Source organism: Chromobacterium subtsugae, from assembly GCF_001676875.1.
Taxonomy (GTDB): Bacteria; Pseudomonadota; Gammaproteobacteria; order Burkholderiales; family Chromobacteriaceae; genus Chromobacterium; species Chromobacterium subtsugae.
The window spans coordinates 122291-141388 of record NZ_JYKA01000004.1 but is presented as its reverse complement, the minus strand read 5'-3'; the positions used below and the strand labels follow the sequence as shown (position 1 = coordinate 141388).

General features: G+C 65.2%; 22 protein-coding genes and 1 tRNA gene. 4 read left to right on the top strand and 19 right to left on the bottom strand.

The window, feature by feature from the left end:
• Positions 1-15 precede the first annotated feature (15 nt).
• The 7 genes from MY55_RS06440 to MY55_RS06410 all read right to left on the bottom strand — a co-directional run bounded on the left by MY55_RS06440 (position 16) and on the right by MY55_RS06410 (position 4760).
• Positions 16-630 (bottom strand): hypothetical protein, encoded by a 615-nt coding sequence (locus tag MY55_RS06440; RefSeq protein WP_076098220.1) that lies wholly within the window; start codon positions 628-630, stop codon positions 16-18.
• 28 nt (positions 631-658) lie between these two features.
• The gene (locus MY55_RS06435; RefSeq protein ID WP_011134288.1) at positions 659-898 is read right to left on the bottom strand and encodes a RebB family R body protein; all 240 of its coding nucleotides are present in this window, start codon (positions 896-898) and stop codon (positions 659-661) included.
• A 104-nt stretch (positions 899-1002) separates the two neighbouring features.
• Complete coding sequence (locus tag MY55_RS06430; protein ID WP_076098219.1) at positions 1003-1797, bottom strand: bestrophin-like domain; 795 nt, start codon at positions 1795-1797, stop codon at positions 1003-1005.
• 67 nt (positions 1798-1864) lie between these two features.
• Positions 1865-2539: a DUF2589 domain-containing protein gene (locus MY55_RS06425; RefSeq protein ID WP_047238410.1), complete on the bottom strand. Its 675-nt coding sequence runs from the start codon at positions 2537-2539 to the stop codon at positions 1865-1867.
• Between the two features lie 36 nt (positions 2540-2575).
• Positions 2576-3079 carry a DUF2589 domain-containing protein gene (locus MY55_RS06420; RefSeq protein WP_047238409.1) on the bottom strand — a complete coding sequence of 168 codons (504 nt, stop codon included), beginning with the start codon at positions 3077-3079 and terminating at the stop codon, positions 2576-2578.
• Positions 3080-3254: 175 nt separating this feature from the next.
• Positions 3255-3917: an RNA polymerase sigma factor gene (locus MY55_RS06415; RefSeq protein ID WP_047238418.1), complete on the bottom strand. Its 663-nt coding sequence runs from the start codon at positions 3915-3917 to the stop codon at positions 3255-3257.
• A 111-nt stretch (positions 3918-4028) separates the two neighbouring features.
• A complete protein-coding gene (locus MY55_RS06410; protein ID WP_047238408.1) occupies positions 4029-4760 on the bottom strand; it encodes a Crp/Fnr family transcriptional regulator in 732 nt (243 codons plus the stop codon).
• Between the two features lie 152 nt (positions 4761-4912).
• Between MY55_RS06410 and MY55_RS06405 the strand changes: the two genes are divergently transcribed.
• Positions 4913-4998: transfer RNA gene (locus tag MY55_RS06405), tRNA-Tyr, on the top strand.
• Positions 4999-5052: 54 nt separating this feature from the next.
• Here MY55_RS06405 and fghA read toward each other — a convergent pair.
• Positions 5053-5886 (bottom strand): S-formylglutathione hydrolase, encoded by an 834-nt coding sequence (gene fghA / locus MY55_RS06400; RefSeq protein ID WP_167595292.1) that lies wholly within the window; start codon positions 5884-5886, stop codon positions 5053-5055.
• 2 nt (positions 5887-5888) lie between these two features.
• The gene (locus MY55_RS06395) at positions 5889-7037 is read right to left on the bottom strand and encodes an S-(hydroxymethyl)glutathione dehydrogenase/class III alcohol dehydrogenase (RefSeq protein WP_043576799.1); all 1149 of its coding nucleotides are present in this window, start codon (positions 7035-7037) and stop codon (positions 5889-5891) included.
• Between the two features lie 122 nt (positions 7038-7159).
• Here MY55_RS06395 and MY55_RS06390 point away from each other — a divergent pair, with 122 nt between their 5' ends.
• On the top strand, positions 7160-8041 hold the full coding sequence (locus tag MY55_RS06390; RefSeq protein ID WP_065202124.1) for a LysR family transcriptional regulator: 882 nt from the start codon (positions 7160-7162) through the stop codon (positions 8039-8041).
• Between the two features lie 61 nt (positions 8042-8102).
• Positions 8103-9116 (top strand): nucleoid-associated protein, encoded by a 1014-nt coding sequence (locus MY55_RS06385; protein ID WP_043577155.1) that lies wholly within the window; start codon positions 8103-8105, stop codon positions 9114-9116.
• Between the two features lie 55 nt (positions 9117-9171).
• Here the strand turns inward: MY55_RS06385 and MY55_RS06380 are convergent, their stop codons facing one another.
• A complete protein-coding gene (locus MY55_RS06380) occupies positions 9172-9417 on the bottom strand; it encodes a DUF6868 family protein (RefSeq protein WP_065202123.1) in 246 nt (81 codons plus the stop codon).
• An 86-nt stretch (positions 9418-9503) separates the two neighbouring features.
• Here MY55_RS06380 and MY55_RS06375 point away from each other — a divergent pair, with 86 nt between their 5' ends.
• Positions 9504-9920, top strand: a complete 417-nt coding sequence (locus MY55_RS06375; protein WP_208856026.1) for a DUF805 domain-containing protein — start codon at positions 9504-9506, stop codon at positions 9918-9920.
• Positions 9921-9984: 64 nt separating this feature from the next.
• Here the strand turns inward: MY55_RS06375 and MY55_RS06370 are convergent, their stop codons facing one another.
• The 9 genes from MY55_RS06370 to hemF form a co-directional block, all read right to left on the bottom strand.
• Complete coding sequence (locus tag MY55_RS06370) at positions 9985-10884, bottom strand: 4-deoxy-4-formamido-L-arabinose-phosphoundecaprenol deformylase (protein ID WP_065202121.1); 900 nt, start codon at positions 10882-10884, stop codon at positions 9985-9987.
• A gap of 39 nt (positions 10885-10923) precedes the next feature.
• Positions 10924-11469: a GrpB family protein gene (locus MY55_RS06365; protein WP_065202120.1), complete on the bottom strand. Its 546-nt coding sequence runs from the start codon at positions 11467-11469 to the stop codon at positions 10924-10926.
• Positions 11470-11845: 376 nt separating this feature from the next.
• Positions 11846-12889: a bifunctional UDP-4-keto-pentose/UDP-xylose synthase gene (locus tag MY55_RS06360; protein ID WP_047248609.1), complete on the bottom strand. Its 1044-nt coding sequence runs from the start codon at positions 12887-12889 to the stop codon at positions 11846-11848.
• Between the two features lie 44 nt (positions 12890-12933).
• A complete protein-coding gene (locus MY55_RS06355) occupies positions 12934-13857 on the bottom strand; it encodes a formyltransferase (RefSeq protein ID WP_065202119.1) in 924 nt (307 codons plus the stop codon).
• Positions 13854-14801 carry a glycosyltransferase gene (locus MY55_RS06350; protein WP_043576815.1) on the bottom strand — a complete coding sequence of 316 codons (948 nt, stop codon included), beginning with the start codon at positions 14799-14801 and terminating at the stop codon, positions 13854-13856. The genes MY55_RS06355 and MY55_RS06350 overlap by 4 nt, the downstream gene beginning before the upstream one ends.
• 5 nt (positions 14802-14806) lie before the next feature.
• A complete protein-coding gene (locus tag MY55_RS06345; protein WP_047258255.1) occupies positions 14807-15931 on the bottom strand; it encodes a DegT/DnrJ/EryC1/StrS family aminotransferase in 1125 nt (374 codons plus the stop codon).
• Between the two features lie 14 nt (positions 15932-15945).
• Positions 15946-16317 (bottom strand): SMR family transporter, encoded by a 372-nt coding sequence (locus MY55_RS06340; RefSeq protein ID WP_043576820.1) that lies wholly within the window; start codon positions 16315-16317, stop codon positions 15946-15948.
• A gap of 62 nt (positions 16318-16379) precedes the next feature.
• Positions 16380-18038: a glycosyltransferase family 39 protein gene (locus tag MY55_RS06335; protein ID WP_065202118.1), complete on the bottom strand. Its 1659-nt coding sequence runs from the start codon at positions 18036-18038 to the stop codon at positions 16380-16382.
• A 98-nt stretch (positions 18039-18136) separates the two neighbouring features.
• Positions 18137-19045, bottom strand: coding sequence for an oxygen-dependent coproporphyrinogen oxidase (gene hemF, locus MY55_RS06330; protein ID WP_047237163.1), 909 nt, complete (start codon positions 19043-19045; stop codon positions 18137-18139).
• Positions 19046-19098: the final 53 nt, after the last annotated feature.

The window sequence follows — 19098 nt, the reverse complement described above, 5'->3', positions numbered from 1 at the left end:
AATCGAATAAAATCGCTAATTAGTTTTTTTATCCAGAAACTGTTGATACTTGCTCAGGCTCTGATCGATCTTGTCCAGGGCGAAGTGCGCGGCCTCGCCCTCCATCGCGCCGGCGGCCGCCGCCACCGCCGCGGCGGTGCCGACCAGCAGGTCGGTGATCAGAATGCCCAGCGCGTCCTCGGCCGCGCCCTTGAGGTCCTCCTTGGCGAATTTCTCGGTCATGTTCTTCAGCAGCACGCTCTTGCTGGCCAGCGCCAGCTTGCTCGCGCTGTCGAAGTAGTTGGCGCCGGCCTGCGCCACCAGGCCGCCGGCCTGGCTGATCATCATATTGGGCGCGACCGCGATCTGGCTGCCGGCGTAGGCGGCGGTTTCGCTGTTGGAAAGCTGTACCGCCTGCACGATCTGGCTGTTGAGCGCGCTGGTGTCCGGGCTGGCATCCGGCGCGGTTTTCAACTGATTGGTGAAGCCGCGCATCGGGCTGGGCGGCGGCGGGGCGGGCGGCGGTCCAGGGGGCTGGGCCGGCTCGTTTTTGGCGGCGGATGCGGCCGGCTGGTCCGGTTTGGGCTGGGCGCTGTCCTGGCCGGCGGGCGGCTTGGCGCCGAACAGGTTCTTGAAGTTGGGGAAGGGCATGATCTAGCTCTCCGTGAGAGATGGCGGCTCAGCTGCTTTTCTCGCCGATCGACAGGATCATCGACACCGCTTTGGAAATCACCGCGCTGGAAATCTGGTTCAGCGCTTGCTGGCTGTGGACCGAGTTCTGCAGCGCCAAGCCGGCGGAATGGCTGGCCAGCTGGTACAGCGAGGCCATCGCCTGGGCCGGCGCTTCCGCCACCACCTTGACATTGGTTTGGGTGACGGCGTCGGTGATCTGTCCGTTGACTGCGGTGTTGTCTGCCATGATTTCTCCTGGATCGCGAATGGGATGAAGAGGGCGCTGCTGCGCGCTTGCCCTATGGACGCGGCGGAGGCCGGCGCGTGAACGGGGCTGGCGTTTATCGCGGCTCAGCCGTCCAGGCTGTCGGCGCGGATGGCATGCAGCACCTTGCGGTACGGCTCCGGCGACACGCTGATGTCGCCGTAGAACGGGGTGTCGTAGATCAGGATGATGGCCAGCACGATGGAGATGGAGGCGGCCATCGCGCAGGTGAGGAAGAAGTGCACGCCCTTGCTCGGCACGTGCATCAGCCAGGCGAAGAAAATCAGCAGCACTTCGCCGATCAGGCTGACCGACCAGATGTCCCAGGGAATGGTCATCGCCTGGTCGGACAGCCGCGCGTGGCGGCTGGCGTAGAGGCCGTTCAGCTGGCTCTGCGCCAGATTCAGATATTCAGCCTCCCGCCGGTCGGCCGGGCGGACGCCGGCCAGCGCGCGGCTCAACCGGCCTAGTTCGGGCGAGCCGGATGGCACTTCTTCCCCGCCTTGTTGGCGCGGCCACTCCCGGGCGACGACGGCGTCCAGATAGGCCAGCAGATTGTCCTTCACCGTTTGACGCGCCGAAGGCAGGCCCTGGGCGCTCATCCGGTAGAGCGAGCCGGCCAGCTCGGCTTCGCGCTCTACGATGTCGGTCGAGGCGTCGAAGTGGTTGATCGCCCGAACCAGCAATGCGGCGATGATCAGGCCATAGAAGATGCCGACCACGGCGATGATGACGCCGACCTCGTCACTCTGCTTCTGGGTGACATGGTCGGGCGCCAGCTTGCGCAGCAGCAGATGGACGAGCGTGGCGCATAGGCAGCCGGACGCAGCCCAGGCGGCGATCTGCGCCGATGAGGGCAGGGAGATGAAATGGAGCAGCATGGCGTTCATCCTGTGACGGCCTCCGGAAGGGGCGCGGCGGCGAATCGCCGGCCGCCGCGCCGCGGGGTCAGCTCTTGGCGCCGGCCGGCGGCGGGACGGCCGGCGCGTCGGCCGGCGCCTGCGCCATGTCCATGTTTTTGCCGAAGGCCTGCAGCAGCAGCCTCAGTCCTTCCGGCACCGGTTGCTGCTCGGCCTTCACCTCCACGTGGTAGCGCGCGTCGTTGCTCTTGCTGACGCCCTGTTTGTCGTCGCGGGAGTGGGAGGAGTCGTAGGAGACCGAACCCTTGAGCTCGACGCCGAAGGCGCCCCAGCCGGCGCGGGCATCCCAGGCTGCGCCGGCTTCCAGCTTGGACGCCGACTGCTCGTCGGTTTCCCGGGTGAAGCTGGACTTCACCTCCATGTCGAAGGCGATGTCCACCGAGCTGATGGCCAGCGACGGGATGTGCATCAAGGTCAGCACCGGCAGATTGAGCGTCAGCGCCGACGAGGCTTGGCCGGCGGGGCCGGGGCGGCTGGACGCCATCTCGATGACGGCAGTCAGCGGCTTGTAGCCGGTCAGCTTGCCGTTGCGGTCACCGAGGCGGATGAAGCCGGTTTCCAGGATGGCCTGGGTCTGCGTCATCGCCAGGCTCTGCTGCGCCTGGGCGGCGGCCTGCAGCGGTCCGCCGATCAGCGATTTCATCGGCAGGCCGGAAAACTGCTGGGCCATGCTCAACAGGTTGTTGTCCGAGGTATCGGCCATGGTGTTTCCTTTCTTTTAAGAGGGGGGCCGCGGCGCTTAGGTGGGCAGCTGCGCGTTCAACAGTTTCTCGTAGGCCGCCACCACGCGCTGGTAGCCGGCTGGAGGCTCCAGACCCTGGATGACGATCTTGATTTCGGCGGTCTGTTCGTCCTGCCTGCGCATGGAAACCAGCACGTCGGCGGCCTCGTCATCCGCGTCCGGCTGGCCGTCGGGCGGCTCGGTCAGCGACAGGCTGAGCGTGGTCAGCACCTCCACTTTTTCAATGGCGAAGCTTTTCAGCGGCAGCAGCGTGATCAGCGGCACCTGAACCTCGTGGTGCTCCATCGTGACCACGCCGTTGCGGCTCACTTCGCGCGGCACGTTCATGCCTACCATGCGGGCGGTCCAGGCGCCCTCGGGGAAGCTTTGCGCCGGGTTCTGCTCTTGGTCCGGAACGAAGAATTGCTGCAATTCCTCGATGTGCTGGTGGCAGACGCTGCGTTGCGCCTCGATCACGGCGCGTTTCAGGCCGCTGATCAGGCTGCCCAGTTTGGCGGTCATGTCCGGCCCTCCTCGTCGGAAGAGGTCAGGGTGAGGCGGGACAGGCGGTCCAGCCGGCTTCGGCGTTCATAGCGCGCGGCAGGCGGCGGGGGCGTTGTCTCGGGCCGTCGGGGGAGGATATGCCGGAGGCGAAGCCACCGGCGCAGCCGGAGCGGCATGGCGTGGAGAAGGGATTTCATGCTGCTTTGTCCTTGTCGTCGGCGCAGGGGGCGCAGAGCGGGCCATTGGCGGCGGACTGCCGCTGGCGCTTCTGCTGATATGGACGGCTGCCATCGGAGAGCGTGAAACCCGGGTTCAGCTGCTTGCGCAGCGCCTTGCGCAGCAGTTCCACCCGCTTGCGGGCCAGCGCTTCGTTGATGCCGAGCCGCGCGGCGATCTGGCAATAGGACAGGTCCTCTTCGAATTTCAGCTGGAACAGCTGCTGCTGGTCCGGGTTCAGCGCGGCGAATGCGCATTCCAGTTCGGCCAGCTGTTGCCGCAGGGATAATTGCTGCTCGGGGGTGGGGCCATGGCCGGTGCAGGACAGCGCCTGATCGCCGTCGGGATCGGAGTCGGGATCGATGACCTTGATTTCCCGGCGCTGGCGCCGCTTCAAGTCCAGAAAGGCGTGGTTGAGCGCCAGGAACATGAAACCGGCCAGGTTTTGCACCCGGGCGGAAGAGTGCTGCAGGTAGAGATGCACCTTGAACGCGGTGTCGGACAGCAACTCGTCGGCGCGGTGGATATCGCCCTTGCACAGATGCCGCGCGCGACGCTGCAGTTTGGCGTGTATTTCCCGCCATACCATGGAGAAGCTGGAGTCAGTGGATTCCGATGCTGCCTGGGAAAAGCTTTGCATGATGGCCATCCTTTATGACGTTTGGGATTGCAGGATGGCGGAACAGGCATAACGGAACTGTCTCTTTGGTGACAAATGAATGTTATTTTTATTAAAAATATTCCTTTGTCTTCATGGCTGAAGCTGGCGAGCGATGCGGGACAGCTTATCGGGATCCAGTATCCGCAGCGTCTGGCGGGAGAGCTGGATCAGGCCGTCGCGCTGCCATTGCTTGAGTTGGGCGTTCAGCCGCGGGCGGCTGGCATTGAGCATGGCGGCCAGCGTGCCCTGGTTGGCCGGCATCGGCAGTGTCACGCCATCGGGGCCGGGGCGGCCGCTTTGCTCCATTTCCGCCAGCAGGTGGCGGGCCAGCCGGGCTTCCAGCCGGTACAGGCATACGGTTTCAACGAAGCTGCTGATGCGCTGCAGCCGCGCGCACAATTGCTGCTGCACTCGGTTCATCAGCTGCGCGCAGTCCTGCAACGGCGCGAAGTGCTGCTGATGCAGCAGCAGCAGCTGGCTGTTGCTGCCTAGCAGCGCGTTGCTGCTGCGGCGTCCGGATTGCAGCAAGGCGCTTTCGCCCACCATTTCCCCGGGCTGAGTGCGGTCCATGATCACCTCGTGTCCATCCGGCTCCTGCAGCGAGTGATAGACGCCGCCCCGCAGCACCAGGCCGATGAAATTCTCCGGGTCGCCGCGCAGGAACAGCAGTTTGCGCTGTTTGCCGTCAACCGGAGTGGTGTGCCGCGCCAGATGGGTGATCAGCGCCTCGGGCGCGTCCCGCAGCAGCGGCAGGGCGGCGAGGTCGGTATGGGCGCGGGAGGAGATCAGACTGCAAACCGGGCGATGGGTGGAGAGAGGCATCGTTTTTCCGTAAGCAGGTTGAGTGGTGGCGCGGGCGCGCCTGCAAGAGGAAAACGGCTGCGGGAAGGGCTTGTGAATCGGGATGGAGCGAGCAAAAAACGGCGCCGGCAAGGTTGACAGTCCGGGGGCGAGCCGATAAGATGCGCCGCTCTGGAGGGGTTACCCCAGCGGTCAACGGGTCCGGACTGTAAATCCGGCGGCTCAGCCTTCGAAGGTTCGAATCCTTCTCCCTCCACCAGATACGAAAAAAAGCCAGGCGCGATGCCTGGCTTTTTTGCGTTTTCCGTCCGGCTCAGGTCGGGAACAGATGGCGGGCGTGGAAGCGCAGCTGCGCCTCGATGAAGCTGGCGACGAAGTAGTAGCTGTGGTCGTAGCCGGCGTGGCGGTTCAGCTCCAGCCGGCAGCCGCTGGCCTGGGCCGCGAGTTCCAGCGCTTCCGGCTGCAGCTGTTCGGCGAGGAAGGGGTCGGCCAGGCCCACGTCCACTCGCAGCGGCAGGCTGCAGCCGCGTTCGGCCAGCAGATGGCTGGCATCCCATTCCTTCCACCGGCTTTCATCGGCGCCCAGGTAGGCGGCGAAGGCCTTGCGGCCCCAAGGCGCCGCCGTCGGGCGGCAGATCGGGCTGAAGGCCGACGCCGACACGTAGTCCTGCGGCCGCTTCAGCGCGCAGATCAGCGCGCCGTGGCCGCCCATCGAGTGGCCGGCGACGGCGCGGCGGCCGTTGAGCGGGAACTGCGCTTCCAGCAACGCCGGCAGCTCGTCGGCCACGTAGTCGTACATCCGGTAGTGGCGGCTCCACGGCGCTTGCGTCGCGTTGAGGTAGAAGCCGGCGCCCTGGCCCAGATCATAGGCCGCGTCATCGGCCACGCCTTCGCCGCGCGGGCTGGTGTCGGGCATCGCCAGCGCGATGCCCAGCTCCGCCGCCACTCTTTGCGCGCCGGCCTTGTGGCTGAAGTTTTCGTCAGTGCAGGTGAGGCCGGACAGCCACAGCAGCAGCGGCACCTTGCCGTACCGCGCCGCCGGCGGCAGGTAGATGCCGAAGCGCATGTCGCAATCCAGCATGGCGGAACGATGCCGCCACTGTTGTTGCCAGCCGCCGAAGGCCTGGTTCTCGCTGATTTTCTCCAGCATCAGACCGCGTCCTGGCCGGCCGGGCGGTAATGGATCACCGAACGGATGCTCTTGCCCTCGTGCATCAGCTCGAACGCTTCGTTGACGTGCTCCAGCGGCATGGTGTGGGTGATGAAGTCGTCCAGGCGGAATTCGCCTTGCAGATAGCGTTCCACGTATTCCGGCAGCTCGGTGCGGCCGCGCACGCCGCCGAAGGCGCTGCCGCGCCACACCCGGCCGGTGACCAGCTGGAACGGGCGGGTGGCGATTTCCTGGCCGGCGCCGGCCACGCCGATGATTACCGACTCGCCCCAGCCCTTGTGGCAGCACTCCAGCGCCGCGCGCATCACCTTGACGTTGCCTATGCATTCGAAGGAGAAGTCGACGCCGCCGTCGGTCATCTCCACGATCACGTCCTGGATAGGCTTGTCGAAATGACCGGGGTTGACGCAGTCGGTGGCGCCCAGCTTCTTCGCCAGCTCGAACTTGCCCTCGTTGATGTCGATGCCGATGATGCGGCCGGCGCCGGCCATGCGCGCGCCGATGATGGCGGACAGGCCGATGCCACCCAGGCCGAAGATGGCCACGCTGTCGCCGGCCTTGACCTTGGCGGTATTGACCACCGCGCCCATGCCGGTGGTGACGCCGCAGCCCAACAGGCACACTTCCTCCAGCGGCGCGGCCGGGTTCACCTTGGCCAGCGAGATTTCCGGCAGCACCGTGTATTCGCTGAAAGTGGAGGTGCCCATGTAGTGGTAGATGGGTTGGCCGTTCTTGGAGAAGCGGGTGGTGCCGTCCGGCATCAGGCCCTTGCCTTGGGTGGCGCGGATCTTCTGGCACAGATTGGTTTTGCCGGACAGACAGAACTTGCACTCGCGGCATTCCGGCGTGTAGAGCGGGATCACGTGGTCGCCCACCGCCACGCTGCTGACGCCGGGGCCGATCGATTCGACGATGCCGCCGCCCTCATGGCCGAGGACGCAGGGGAAGATGCCTTCCGGATCGGCGCCGGACAGGGTGAAGGCGTCGGTATGGCAGACGCCGGTGGCCACCATTCTCACGCGCACCTCGCCGGCCTGGGGCGGCTGCACTTCGATTTCTTCGATGCTCAAGGGCTGGCCGGCGGCCCAGGCCACGGCGGCTTTGCAACGGATGACGGACGGGCTCATGCGGGATTCCTTTTTTCTAGCGGGATGTCGGGCGGCCTGCGCCGCGCAATCGGCCATTGTATTTTTCTCTTCGGCATTCATAATCGGGCCAATCGGTAAATGATTTTTTCCATGGGGAAATAATGGCGGCTTGGGAAGGCATCCAGGAATTCGTGGCGGTGGCCGACAGCGGCAGCTTCACCCAGGCGGCGCGGTTGCTGGGGATCTCGGTGGCGCAGGTCAGCCGCCAGGTCAGCCAGTTGGAGGCGCGGCTGGGCGCGCGTCTGCTGTACCGCACCACCCGCCAGCTCAGCCTGACCGAGGCCGGCGGGCTGTATCTGACGCACTGCCGCCAGCTACTGGAATCGTTGGCCGAGGCCGAGCAGGCGGTGTCGCGGCTGCAGGCGGCGCCGCAGGGCAAATTGAAGCTGACCGCGCCGCTGGCTTACGGCCAAAGCCATATCGCGCCGCTGCTGCTGGATTTCATGCAGCGCTACCCGCAGCTGGAGGTCGGCCTCAATCTGTCCAACCAACTGCAGGACCTGGTGCACGACGGCTACGACCTGGCGATACGGATAGGGCATCTGACCGATTCTTCCTTGATGGCGCGCCGGCTGTCGCAGCGCCGCCACCACATTTGCGCGGCGCCGGCCTATCTCGCGCGCCGCGGCGCGCCGGCGCGGCCGCAGGATTTGGCCGGCCACGACTGCCTGCTGCTGGGCCAGGATAGCTGGCATCTGCAGGCGGGCGGCAAGCGCCAGGCGGTGCGGGTGCGCGGGCCGCTGCGCTGCAACAACGCCCAGGTGCTGGCCGACGCCGCGCTGCGCGGCATGGGGCTGGCGCAGTTGCCTGACTATTATGTGGCGGCGCATCTGGCCAGCGGCGCGCTGGTGGAGGTGCTGGCCGATTACGCCGAACCGGAGGAGGGCATCTGGGCGCTGTATCCGCACAACCGCCAGCTCAGCCCCAAGGTGAGGCTGCTGGTGGATTTCCTGGCGGCGGCGCTGGCGCCGGCCTGGCCATAGAGTCCTTGCCAAGGCGGCGAGCGGCGACAATAATCGCGCATTCTTTTGCGGAGCGATGGCGATGGTGATAGCGGAATCCAGGGTGGAATGCATGGTGGTGCATCGGGTGGGCAACCCGACGCGCGGCGAGCCGCTGCAATTGTCTGAGCGCACCACTTCGGTCGACGAGGCGGTGTCGGGCATGCTGCTGGACGGCTATCTGAAGGGCATCGTCTCCGATCGCAAGAAACATCAGTTCGTCCATGAGACCGATCTCAACCTGAACGAGATCTACCACTACACGCGGCAGTTCTTCCGCGGCGAGATCGATTTCCTGGCGGTGTCGCAGCGCATCGCCAAGCATTTGTACGGCCGCTCGCAGCACCCCAACATCAGCGCCGGCGACCTGCTGATCATCGAATTCTCCGGCCTGTCCGACGGCGACCGCGACATGCGCGCGCTGGGGGTGTTCAAGTCGGAAATCCGCGACGATTTCCTCACCATCATCGACGGCGCCGGCGTGTTCGACATCAGCCACGCCTCCGGCATCAATCCGCGGCTGATAGACAAGGGCGCGCTGATCCTGGAGCACGGCCCGACGGTGTACGCAGTGGACCGCCTCAGCCGCGAGGCCAAGTTCTGGCTGGACGATTTCCTGAAGGCGCTGCGGGTGCCGGACAAGGCGTCCAGCAGCAAGATGCTGGCTAGCGTGGTGGAGCAGCTGAGCGGCGAGATCGAGGACCCGATGGAGCAGGCGCGCTTCAAGGACGAGCTGTTGACGCTGGTGGAGAGCCAGCAGGAGGAGGTGGCGGCCAAGTCGCTGACCGACGCCGCCGAGCGCTTCGTGCCGCGCGCGCAGGTGGAAGAGGCGCTGGGCAGCGCCGCCGAATCCTATGGCTTCGAGCTGGACGACGAGGCGAAGCTGCCGGCCAAGGGCATGGCAAAGCAGCTGGAAAAAACGCTGTCGCGCTACGGCGTCGGCCACGGCATCAGCGTGTTGTTGCCCTCCGGCATCACGCTGAAGAACATCCAGTCGGTCAACGACGGCGAAGGCGGACTCAGCCTGACGCTATTCCTCAACAAGCGCGAAGGCTGAAGCGACGCGTCGCATGCCGGACGGCGGCGGTCATTCGACCGCCGCCGTTTTGTTTTCAGGACCCGGTCAGCCACAGCGCCAAGAGCGGCGCCAGGTTGAACACCAGAACCAGGATTTTATAGAGGCCGATGCCGCCGTAGTTCAGCAGGTCGAAGGCCGGTTCGGACAAGCGGAACCAGCGGCTGTGCAGCCGGTACAGCCAGCCGTGGAAGCAATGAAAAACGCCAAACCAGAGGATCAGGATGGCGTAATGAAAGGCCAGGTTGATCAGCAGTAGGCGTTCGATTTGGGCGATCTCCACGGTGAGGCTCCTGGATGGTTCGAGAGCATAGGATGCTCATTTACATGGCATTAGCATGCTTGTAGCATGCAAAGGCATGTCTTGAAATGGAGTCCTGCGGCGCGGCATCAGCATGCGTGCCTGTCCGCGAATCTGAAAAGCGAATCACGATGCATTGGTATTTCTCAGTTTTGTCCAAGTACGCGGTGTTCCGCGGCCGCGCGCGACGTCAGGAGTATTGGTATTTCGTGCTGACCAATCTGATCATCAGCCTCATGCTGCTGGTTGTTCAGCATGATGTGTTCGGCGATCACAATCGGTGGCTGACGAATCTTTATTCGCTGGCGCTAGTGTTGCCTACCATAGGCGTGTCGATGCGCCGTTTGCACGATATCGGCCGCAGCGGCTGGTGGATGTGGATCTTGTTCATTCCTGTGGTCGGCGCCATCGTTTTGCTGGTGTTTCATTGCCAGGATAGCCAAGCGGGCGACAATCAGTATGGCCCTTCGCCAAAAGACGCGTGAGTGGCTAGCCCAATATGCGAAAACCCGCCAATTGGCGGGTTTTGTCTTGAGGGCGATGCGCGGCTTATGCCTGCAGCGCCAGCGTGCCGCTGCGGCCGGGGATTTCTCCCATCGCCACCCGGCCGTTGGGCAGCGCGGCGCGGTCCAGGCTGTTGAAGAGGTCCAGGCAGCTGACCAGCTGGTAGCCTTGCTCCTGCCAGCCTTGCAGCAGGCGCTCGAAGGTTTCGGCCAGACGCATGCCTTCCAGCTCGGCATGCAGCGTGTAGACGTGGCCGGTGTCCGGCGCGGTTTCGGTCAGCCGCAGCAGGTGTTCGTGGACATTGTCGTTGGTCAGGCCGTTCAGGCCGATCAGCTCGTCCAGCGTCGGCAGCGTGGTGGGCAGCTGCGGCACGCCCAGGTTGCGGCCGGCGGCGTCCACCGGCTGGAACGGGTGGGTGCCGCGGCCGTCGGACGCGTACAGCATGCCCAGTTCCTGCTGGTAAGCCAGCGCGGCGTCGTTGATCTGCCAGCCGGCGGCGCCGTGGGTGCGCGGCGGCTCGCCGAAGATTTCCTGAAAGCGGCGCGCCGCCTTATGCATTTCGGCGCGGGTCCACACCGCGTCTTCGCCGGCGACATGGTCTTGCCACTTGATGTGGTCCCAGCAATGAATGCCCACTTCGAAGCCGGCGTCGCGCACGCTTCTGAGCAGCGCGGCCTCGCGCTTGCCGATGTCGGGGCCCGGCAGCACGGTGCCGTACAGCAGGGTGCGGATGCCGTAGTGTTCGACGACCGAAGTGCGCGACACCTTGGACAGGAAGCCGGGGCGGAACACGCGCTTGATGGCGCGGCCGGTGTGGTCCGGGCCCAGGCTGAACAGGAAGGTGGCGTTCGCCTGGCGACGTTTGAGCATGTCCACCAGCAGCGGCACGCCTTCGCGGGTGCCGCGCCAGGTATCGACGTCTATCTTCAGGGCGAGTTTTTTCATTGTTGTGGCAGGTTCAAGTATTCGGAATCGCCGGCGAGTTTACCGTGTTGCGGACTTGCCGTGCGGTTTTCCGGCTGTCATCGCCAACACGGAGGCGATAAAGCCGCTCTTGGCATCGGTGTAGGCGGCGCGGTCGCCGCCGTGGGTGACCGCCAGCCGCCGTTTCAAATCGGCATAGTGTTCCGCAAGATGGCCGTCGGCGCGCAGCGCGTCGCGGAAGGCTAGCTTGTCGCGCCAAAAGTCCGAATCCAGCGCCACGGCATGCAGGTGAGCCTGACGCGGCGGCAGGACGGGCTGGGTGAAATAATGCCGGTCCGGCATGGCGGCGGCCATTTGCGGCTGGCGGTGGAAGCCGGCGGCGGCCAGCGCTGGGAAATACGGTTCGAGATCGTTTAGCTTCGGCAGCCCCAGCATGATGTCGATGACGGGTTTGGCGGCGAGGCCGGGCACCGCGGTGCTGCCGATGTGTTCGATCCGGCAGGCGCAGGCCAGCGGGCCCAGCGCGGCCAGTATCCGCAGCCGTTCCACCTGGAAGCGGGGAGGCCAGGCTGGGTTGTAGGCGCAGATGTCTATATGGGTAGTCATGGCGGACTATCGATGCTTTTCGTCAGGATTGCCTGCAGGGATCGAATGTAGCGAATGGTTTGTCGGGAGCTGCCATTATCCCCTTCTGCCCGTGCCGGTAAAACAGCCTGAGGCCAGGGGCTTTTAAGCCGCCGTTTTTTTGATCGGCGGCACCTGGGCTCGGGCTGTTTTGCCGGGGTTTCTCGGGCTGAGGGGTCGCCTGGGGGGGTCGGGGAGCTGGCGAGACAGCTCCCTGACCTGCCCGGCGGGCAGCCTCCGCCATGCAAATATCTGTCCGCGCAGCGGACACCATAGGGTTTCAGGCATGAAAAATGCCGCCCACCCCTTGCGGGAATGAGCGGCACTGCGAGGGGCCGAAGTTCGGCCTGCGCCGATATTACTCCGACAGGTCGCGGCTGGCGGCGACTTGGTCGCGGTAGTAGTCGTAGATGCCTTTGAGCGCGTCGGCCATGGTGACGGTCGGCTTCCAGTCCAGGTCGGCCATGGTGTTGCTGATCTTGGGCACGCGGTTCTGCACGTCCTGGTAGCCCTTGCCGTAGTAGGCGCCGGAGGTGGTTTCCTCCACCTTCACCTGATCGGCGTTGAGCTGGTATTCCGGGTAGACGCGGGCCAGGTCCAGCATCATTTGCGACAGTTCGCGGATCGAGTAGTTGTTGGCCGGGTTGCCGATGTTGTAGATCTGGCCGGAAGCCTTGCCGTCCTTGTTCTCGATGATCTTCATCAGCGCGGCGATGCCGTCGTCGACATAGGTGAACGCGCGCTTCTGGTGGCCGCCGTCAACCAGCTTGATGGTTTCGCCGCGCACGATGTGGCCCAGGAACTGGGTGATCACGCGGCTGGAGCCTTCCTTCGGCGTGTTGATGTTGTCCAGGCCGCCGCCGATCCAGTTGAACGGGCGGAACAGCGTGTAGTTCAGGCCTTCCTGCATGCCGTAGGCGTGGATCACGCGGTCCATCAGCTGCTTGGAGCAGGAGTAGATCCAGCGCGGCTTGCTGATCGGGCCGCAGATCAGTTCGGAGTTTTCCGGGTCGAACTCGTCGTCGTGGCACATGCCGTAGACTTCGGAGGTGGACGGGAATACCAGATGCTTCTTGTACTGCACGCACTGGCGGACGATGGGCAGGTTGGCCTCGAAGTCCAGTTCGAACACGCGCAGCGGGTTGTTGACGTAGGTGGACGGGGTGGCGATGGCCACCAGCGGCAGCACCACGTCGCACTTCTTCACGTGGTATTCGATCCACTCCTTGTTGATGGTGATGTCGCCTTCGAAGAAGTGGAAGCGCGGGTGGTCTTTCCATTCGGCCACGCGGTCATCGTGCATGTCCATGCCGTAGATGTGCCAGTCGGTGGTCTCGATGATGCGTTTGGTCAGGTGGTGGCCGATGAAGCCGTTCACGCCCAGGATCAGTACTTTTTTCATTGGGTTTTCCTCGTTCGCCCGCAGGCGGAATAGTCGAATTCTGTTTAGCCGCCCAGGGGCAGCGCGTCGCCGCCGGCCAGCGCGGCGAAATTGCCGGCGTCCAGCGCCTGTCCGGCCAGTTCGGCGCGCAGCACCGCCAGGCGGCCGCCGTCGGCGCAGCGCAGCCACAGGCGGCCGTCTTCGCGGTACAGCTCGGCGGCTCCAGCCGGCGCGGCCTGGCCGGCCGGCAGGGTTTTCCACAACAGCAGGCGGCCGGCGCGGGTGTCGGCAAAGGCACCGGGGAAGGGCAGGGTCAGCGCGCGCACGAAATCATGCAGCCGCCGGGCCGGCGCCTGCGCGTCGATGCGGCCGTCTTCCGGCTTGCGGCCGCCGAAGTAGCCGCCCAGGCTCAGGTCTTGCTGAACATGCGGCGCGCTGCCGTCCATCAAACCGGGCAGGCTGCGCCACAGCACCATCTCCGCCGCCACCGTCACCTTGGAGAACACTTCGTCGGCGCTGTCGTCGGGCAGGATGGGCACCGCCATCTGGTCGACGATGGGGCCATTGTCCGGCTTCACGTTCATTTGATGCAGCGTGGCGCCGGTTTCGGTTTCGCCGTGGATGACGGCCCAGTTGATCGGCACCCGGCCGCGGTACTTGGGCAGCAGCGAGCCGTGCATATTGTACGCGCCGCGCTTGACGGCCTCCAGCAGCGGCGCCTTCAGCATGTGGCGGTAGTAGAAGGAGAACAGGAAGTCGGCCCGGCAGGCTTCAACCTGCGCCGCCACTTCCGGCGTGTTCGGATCGTCCGGCGTGATCACCGGGATGCCATGCTCGCGCGCGGTTTGCGCCACGCTCTGGAACCAGATGTTTTCGTTGGGGTTGTCCTGGTGGGTCACCACCAGCGCTACTTCCACGCCGCGGCCGATCAGCGCTTTCAGGCAGCGCACGCCGACATTGTGGTAGGCGAAGACGACGGCGCGGCTCATCGCTTGTCCCCTTGCTCCAGCACCGCCTGGATCACGTAGCGCGGGCGGGCGCGGACTTCCTGGTAGATGCGGCCGATGTATTCGCCCAGCAGGCCGATGCCGAACAGCGCGATGCCGATCAGGAAGAAGGCGATGGCGAACAGCGTGAACAGGCCGCCTTCTTCCGGACCCAGGAACAGGCGGCGCAGCAGCATGTAGGCCACCAGCAGGCCGGAGCCGGCGGAAATGGCCATGCCCATCAGCGAGAACCACTGCAGCGGCACCAGCGAGAAGCCGGTCATCAGGTCGAAGTTCAGGCGGATCAGGCTGTACAGCGAGTATTTGGATTCGCCGGCGAAGCGCTCCTCGTGGCCGACCGTCACCTCGGTGGGGTTCTGCGCGAACTGGTAGGCCAGCGCCGGGATGAAGGTGTGCAGCTCGTTGCACTGGTTGATGGTGTCGATGATGCGGCGGCTGTAGGCGCGCATCATGCAGCCCTGGTCGGTCATCTTGATGCGGGTGAGCTTCTCGCGCAGGCGGTTCATCGCCCGGCTGGCCAGGTGGCGCCACAGGCTGTCGTTGCGTTGGCGGCGGATGGAGCCGACGTAGTCGTGGCCCTTGTCCATTTCGGCCAGCAGCACGGCGATGTCTTCCGGCGGGTTTTGCAGGTCGGCGTCCAGCGTCACCACCCGTTCGCCGCGGCTGTGCTCGAAGCCGGCCAGGATGGCCCGGTGCTGGCCGAAGTTGCCGTTGAACAGCACCACCCGGGTGACATCGGGGCGCAGGTTGAATTGCTCGGACAGCATGGCCACGCTCTTGTCGCGGCTGCCGTCGTTGATGAACACGATCTCGTAGCGCACGTTCAGCGCGTCCAGCGCCGGGTACAGGCGGTCGAACAGCGCCTGCAGCACGTCCTGCTCGTTGTAGACCGGGATGACGACGGAAAGATGGATGCTTGTATTCATGGGTCTCAGCTTAAAACAGGACGCAGCACGCGGCTGAAGGCGGCGCAGACGCGCGCCACGTCGTCGTCGCGCATCGCCGGGAACAGCGGCAGAGTGACGGTGCGCGCGCCGATGTCTTCGGCTGCCGGGTAGTCGCCCTCGGCGTAGCCTTTGGCGCGGAACAGGGTGAACAAGTGCATGGCTGGGTAATGCACGCCGACGCCGATCTGTTCGGCCTTCATCCGGGCGATGAACTCGCCGCGGCTGATGCTCATGCGGGCCAGCGGCAGCAGCGGCTGGAACATGTGCCAGTTGCTCTGCTCGAAGTCGGCCGGCGGCAGCTCGCAGCCCAGTTCACGGTCGAAATGCGCAAAATACAGCTTGGCCAGCTCGCGGCGGCGGGCGTTGAAGCCGTCCAGTTTTTTCAATTGGCCGAGGCCGATGGCGGCGGCGATGTCGGTGAGGTTGGCCTTGCCGCCCAGCACGTCCACGTCCATGGTGCCGTCCGGCAGCCGGGTGACGCCCTGCAGCCGCAGCTTTTCGAACAGCCGCGCCTCGTCGGCGTTGTTCAGCACCAGGCAGCCGCCTTCGCCGCTGGTCATGTTCTTGTTGGCGTGGAAGCTGAACGACACCAGGTCGCCTTCCATGCCGATGCGCTTGCCCTGCCAGCTGGCGCCCATGGATTGGGCGGCGTCTTCCACCACGCGCAAGCCATGGCGGCGGGCGATGTCGTACAGGCGCTCGCGGTCCACCGGCAGGCCGGCCAGGTCCACCGGGATGATGGCGCGGGTGCGCGGGGTGATCGCGGCTTCAACCTTGGCCAGGTCGATGTTGCGGCTGGTCGGGTCGGCGTCGACGAATACCGGCGTGGCGCCGACTTTCAAAATCACGTTGGCGGTGGCCACCCAGCTCAGCGGGCAGGTGATCACTTCGTCGCCGGGGCCGACGCCGGCGATTTGCAGCGCCATCTCCAGCGCGGCGGTGGCGGAGGAGACCAGCCGCACCGGGCGGCCGCCGCAAAAGGCCGACAGCTCGGCTTCCAGTTGCTGGCAGCGCGGGCCGGTGGTGATCCAGCCGGAGCGCAGCACCTCGCCGACGGCGGCGATGGTGTCCTCGTCTATCGCGGGACGGGTGAAGGGCAGAAATTCCATGTCTAACCTCTATGTCAGCTGCGGGCGACCAGCACCACGCCGACGATGATCACGGCGATGCCGATGAGTTTTTGCGCGGCCAGCGCTTCGCCGAACATCCAGTAGGCGAGCAGCGCGTTGACCACGTAGCCGATGGACAGCATCGGGTAGGCCACGCTGACTTCCACCCGCGACAGCGCCATGATCCATACCACCACGCTGACCGCGTAGCAGGACAGGCCGCCGATGATGGGCAGGTTGGTGGCCAGCGACCAGCCTATCGGCAGCGCGTTGGCGGCGGAAAAGTCGAAGTGGCCGATCTGGCGCACGCCGGCTTTCAAACACAGCTGCGCGGCGGCGTTGAGCAGCACGCCGAACAGTATCAATCCGAATTCAATCAGTTTCATGCATTCCTATCCAAAACGTACTCCCCTCTCCCCTGGGGGGAAAGGGGCTGGGGGAGAGGGGGCTAAGGCTTCGCCACCACCATCCGCCGCGGGTCCTGATAAATCACTTTCATCGGCAGGCCTTGCTTTTGCAATTCCTGGAAGGTGCCGTCGGTCAGCATCGCCACTGCCTTGGGCGCGGCGCGCCAGGCGGCGGTGAACTGCTCCAGCCGCGGCATCCAGCGCTGCGGCTCCTGTCCCTCGCCGAACTCGAACTCATCGACGAAATCCACCAGTTTGACCGGCCTGCCCACGTAATAGGGGAAGGTTTGATCGTAGTAGCGCACCGAGTAGACTTCGCTGTCCGCCGTCAGGTAGGGCTGGATTTGCTTGACGATTTCCTTGCTGCCCTTGAGCCGGCCGTAGCTGTCGTGGCCGCTGGCGGCCAAGGTGACGGCGATCAGGCTGCCGAAGGACAACGCGGCGATGGCGGCCAGCATCCGCTGTTGCCCCAGCGCGCGCCAGGCGTAAATCGAGCCGAGCAAAAACACCGCCGCGCCGGCGGCGATGAAGTGCGCGAAGGGCTGGATCACGTCCAGCGGCGAATCCTGGTTGGCGAAGCGGCCGGCGAACGGCCAGGCGGCCAGCAGCGCCAGCCACAGCAGCGCGGGCAGGAGGATATGCTTTTTCAGCTCTGCCGGCCGCATCCGGCCGAAGCTATAGGCCAGCATCAGCGCCAGCGCCGGGAACATCGGCAGGATGTAGGACGGCAGCTTGGAGCTGGACTTGCTGAAGAAGGCGAAGATGAACACGCACCAGATCAACAGCAGGCGGCCGATGCGCAGGCCGGCGGCGCGATCGGCCCAGGCATCCTTGACGAGGCGCGGTAGCAAGGTGGTCCACGGCAACAGGCCCAGAATCAGGTAGGGCACGAAATACCAGGGCGCGCCGGTGCGCTTGTGCTCGGTGGTGAGGAAGCGCTCGAAGTGCTCGCGGATGAAGAAGAAATGGGCGAAATCGGCGTTGCGTTCCGAAACCAGCACGAACCACGGCGCGGTGAGAGCGAAGAACAGCGACAGGCCGCTGAGCCAGTGCATCCGTTTCCAGAACGCCCATTGCCAGTTGATCAGGCTGTACAGCACCAGCGTGGCGCCGGGGATCAACAGGCCGATCAGGCCTTTGCTCAGCGTGGCGCCGGCCATCGCCGCCCAGGTGATCCACATCGCCCAGCGGGTTTGCGCGCGGCTGGCGTTATCTTGTTGCGCCAGCAGGAAACCGCACAGCGCGGCGGTGAGGAAGAAGCTGACGCCCATGTCCAGCGACAGGAAGTGGCTGTTGGCGACGATCCAGGCCATGCCGCCGGCGGCCAACGCGGCGTGGCGGCCGGCGGCCGCGCCCCACAAACGGCGCGCGGTCAGCGACACCGCGGCCACGCTCAGGAAGCCGGTCAGGCCGGGCCAGAAGCGGGCGGCGAACTCGTTGACGCCGAAAATGGCGAAGCTGAGCGCGCCCATCCAGTATTGCAGGATGGGTTTTTCGAAATACAACAGCCCGTTCAGGCGCGGGGTGACCCAGTCGCCGCTGTGCAGCATGAACAGCGAGATCGTCGCGTAGCGGCCTTCATCGGCGTGGATCAGGCCGCGATAACCCAGGCTGCCGAACCAGATCAGCGCGAACAGCAGCCATAGGGCGGGTTCCAGGGCCCGGTGCGGGGCGGTGGCGGAGCCGGAGGTGGTATGCATCGGAAGTCGGGCTTCAGGGTTGTTCGTTTAAGCCAACTGGCTAGCATAACCGATCTGGCCGGCCTTGTACGTTGATGCTTTGTAACCGGCCGGCCGCGTCACAGCCAGTCGCGCGGCGGGAGGAAGTCGGCATAGAGCTTCGCTTCGGGGCTGCCGGGTTCCGGCTGGTAGCCGTATTCCCAACGCGCCAGCGGCGGCATCGACATCAGGATGGATTCGGTGCGGCCGCCCGACTGCAGGCCGAATAGCGTGCCGCGGTCCCACACCAGGTTGAATTCGACGTAGCGGCCGCGGCGGTATAACTGGAATTGGCGCTCGCGGTCGCCCCAGGCCTGGTCCTTGCGCCGCGCGACGATGGGCAGGTAGGCGCCCAGGAAGCCGTCGCCGACCGCTCGCATGAAGTCGAAGCTCCGCTCGAAGCCCCAGTCGTTGAGGTCGTCGAAGAACAGGCCGCCGATGCCGCGCGCCTCGTTCCTGTGCTTCAGGTAGAAGTATTCGTCGCACCATTTCTTGTAGCGCGGGTAGACCTCGGCGCCGAACGGCGCGCACAGGTCGCGCGCCACCGTATGCCAGTGCACGGCGTCTTCTTCTCGCGGGTAGAACGGCGTCAGGTCGAAGCCGCCGCCGAACCACCACACCGGCGCCTCGCCGTCTTTTTCGGCGATGAAGAAGCGCACATTGGCGTGGCTGGTGGGCACGTGCGGATTGGACGGGTGGATCACCAGCGACACGCCCATCGCCTCGAAGCGGCGGCCGGCCAGTTCCGGCCGGTGCGCGGTGGCGGAAGCCGGTAACGCGTCGCCGTGGACGTGGGAGAAGTTGACGCCGGCTTGCTCGAATACCTCGCCATCTTTCAGCACCCGGCTGCGTCCGCCGCCGCCGGCTTCGCGCCGCCAGGCGTCCTCGGCGAACTGGCCGGCGCCGTCGGCCTGCTCCAGCGCCGCGCAGATGCGGTCTTGCAGATCCAGCAGGAAGGATTTGACGGCGTCGCTATGCGGGTGGCTCATGGTGGGATCTGTCTCGCAAGGAAGTTGGGGCAGATTGTAGCAGAGGCGACATC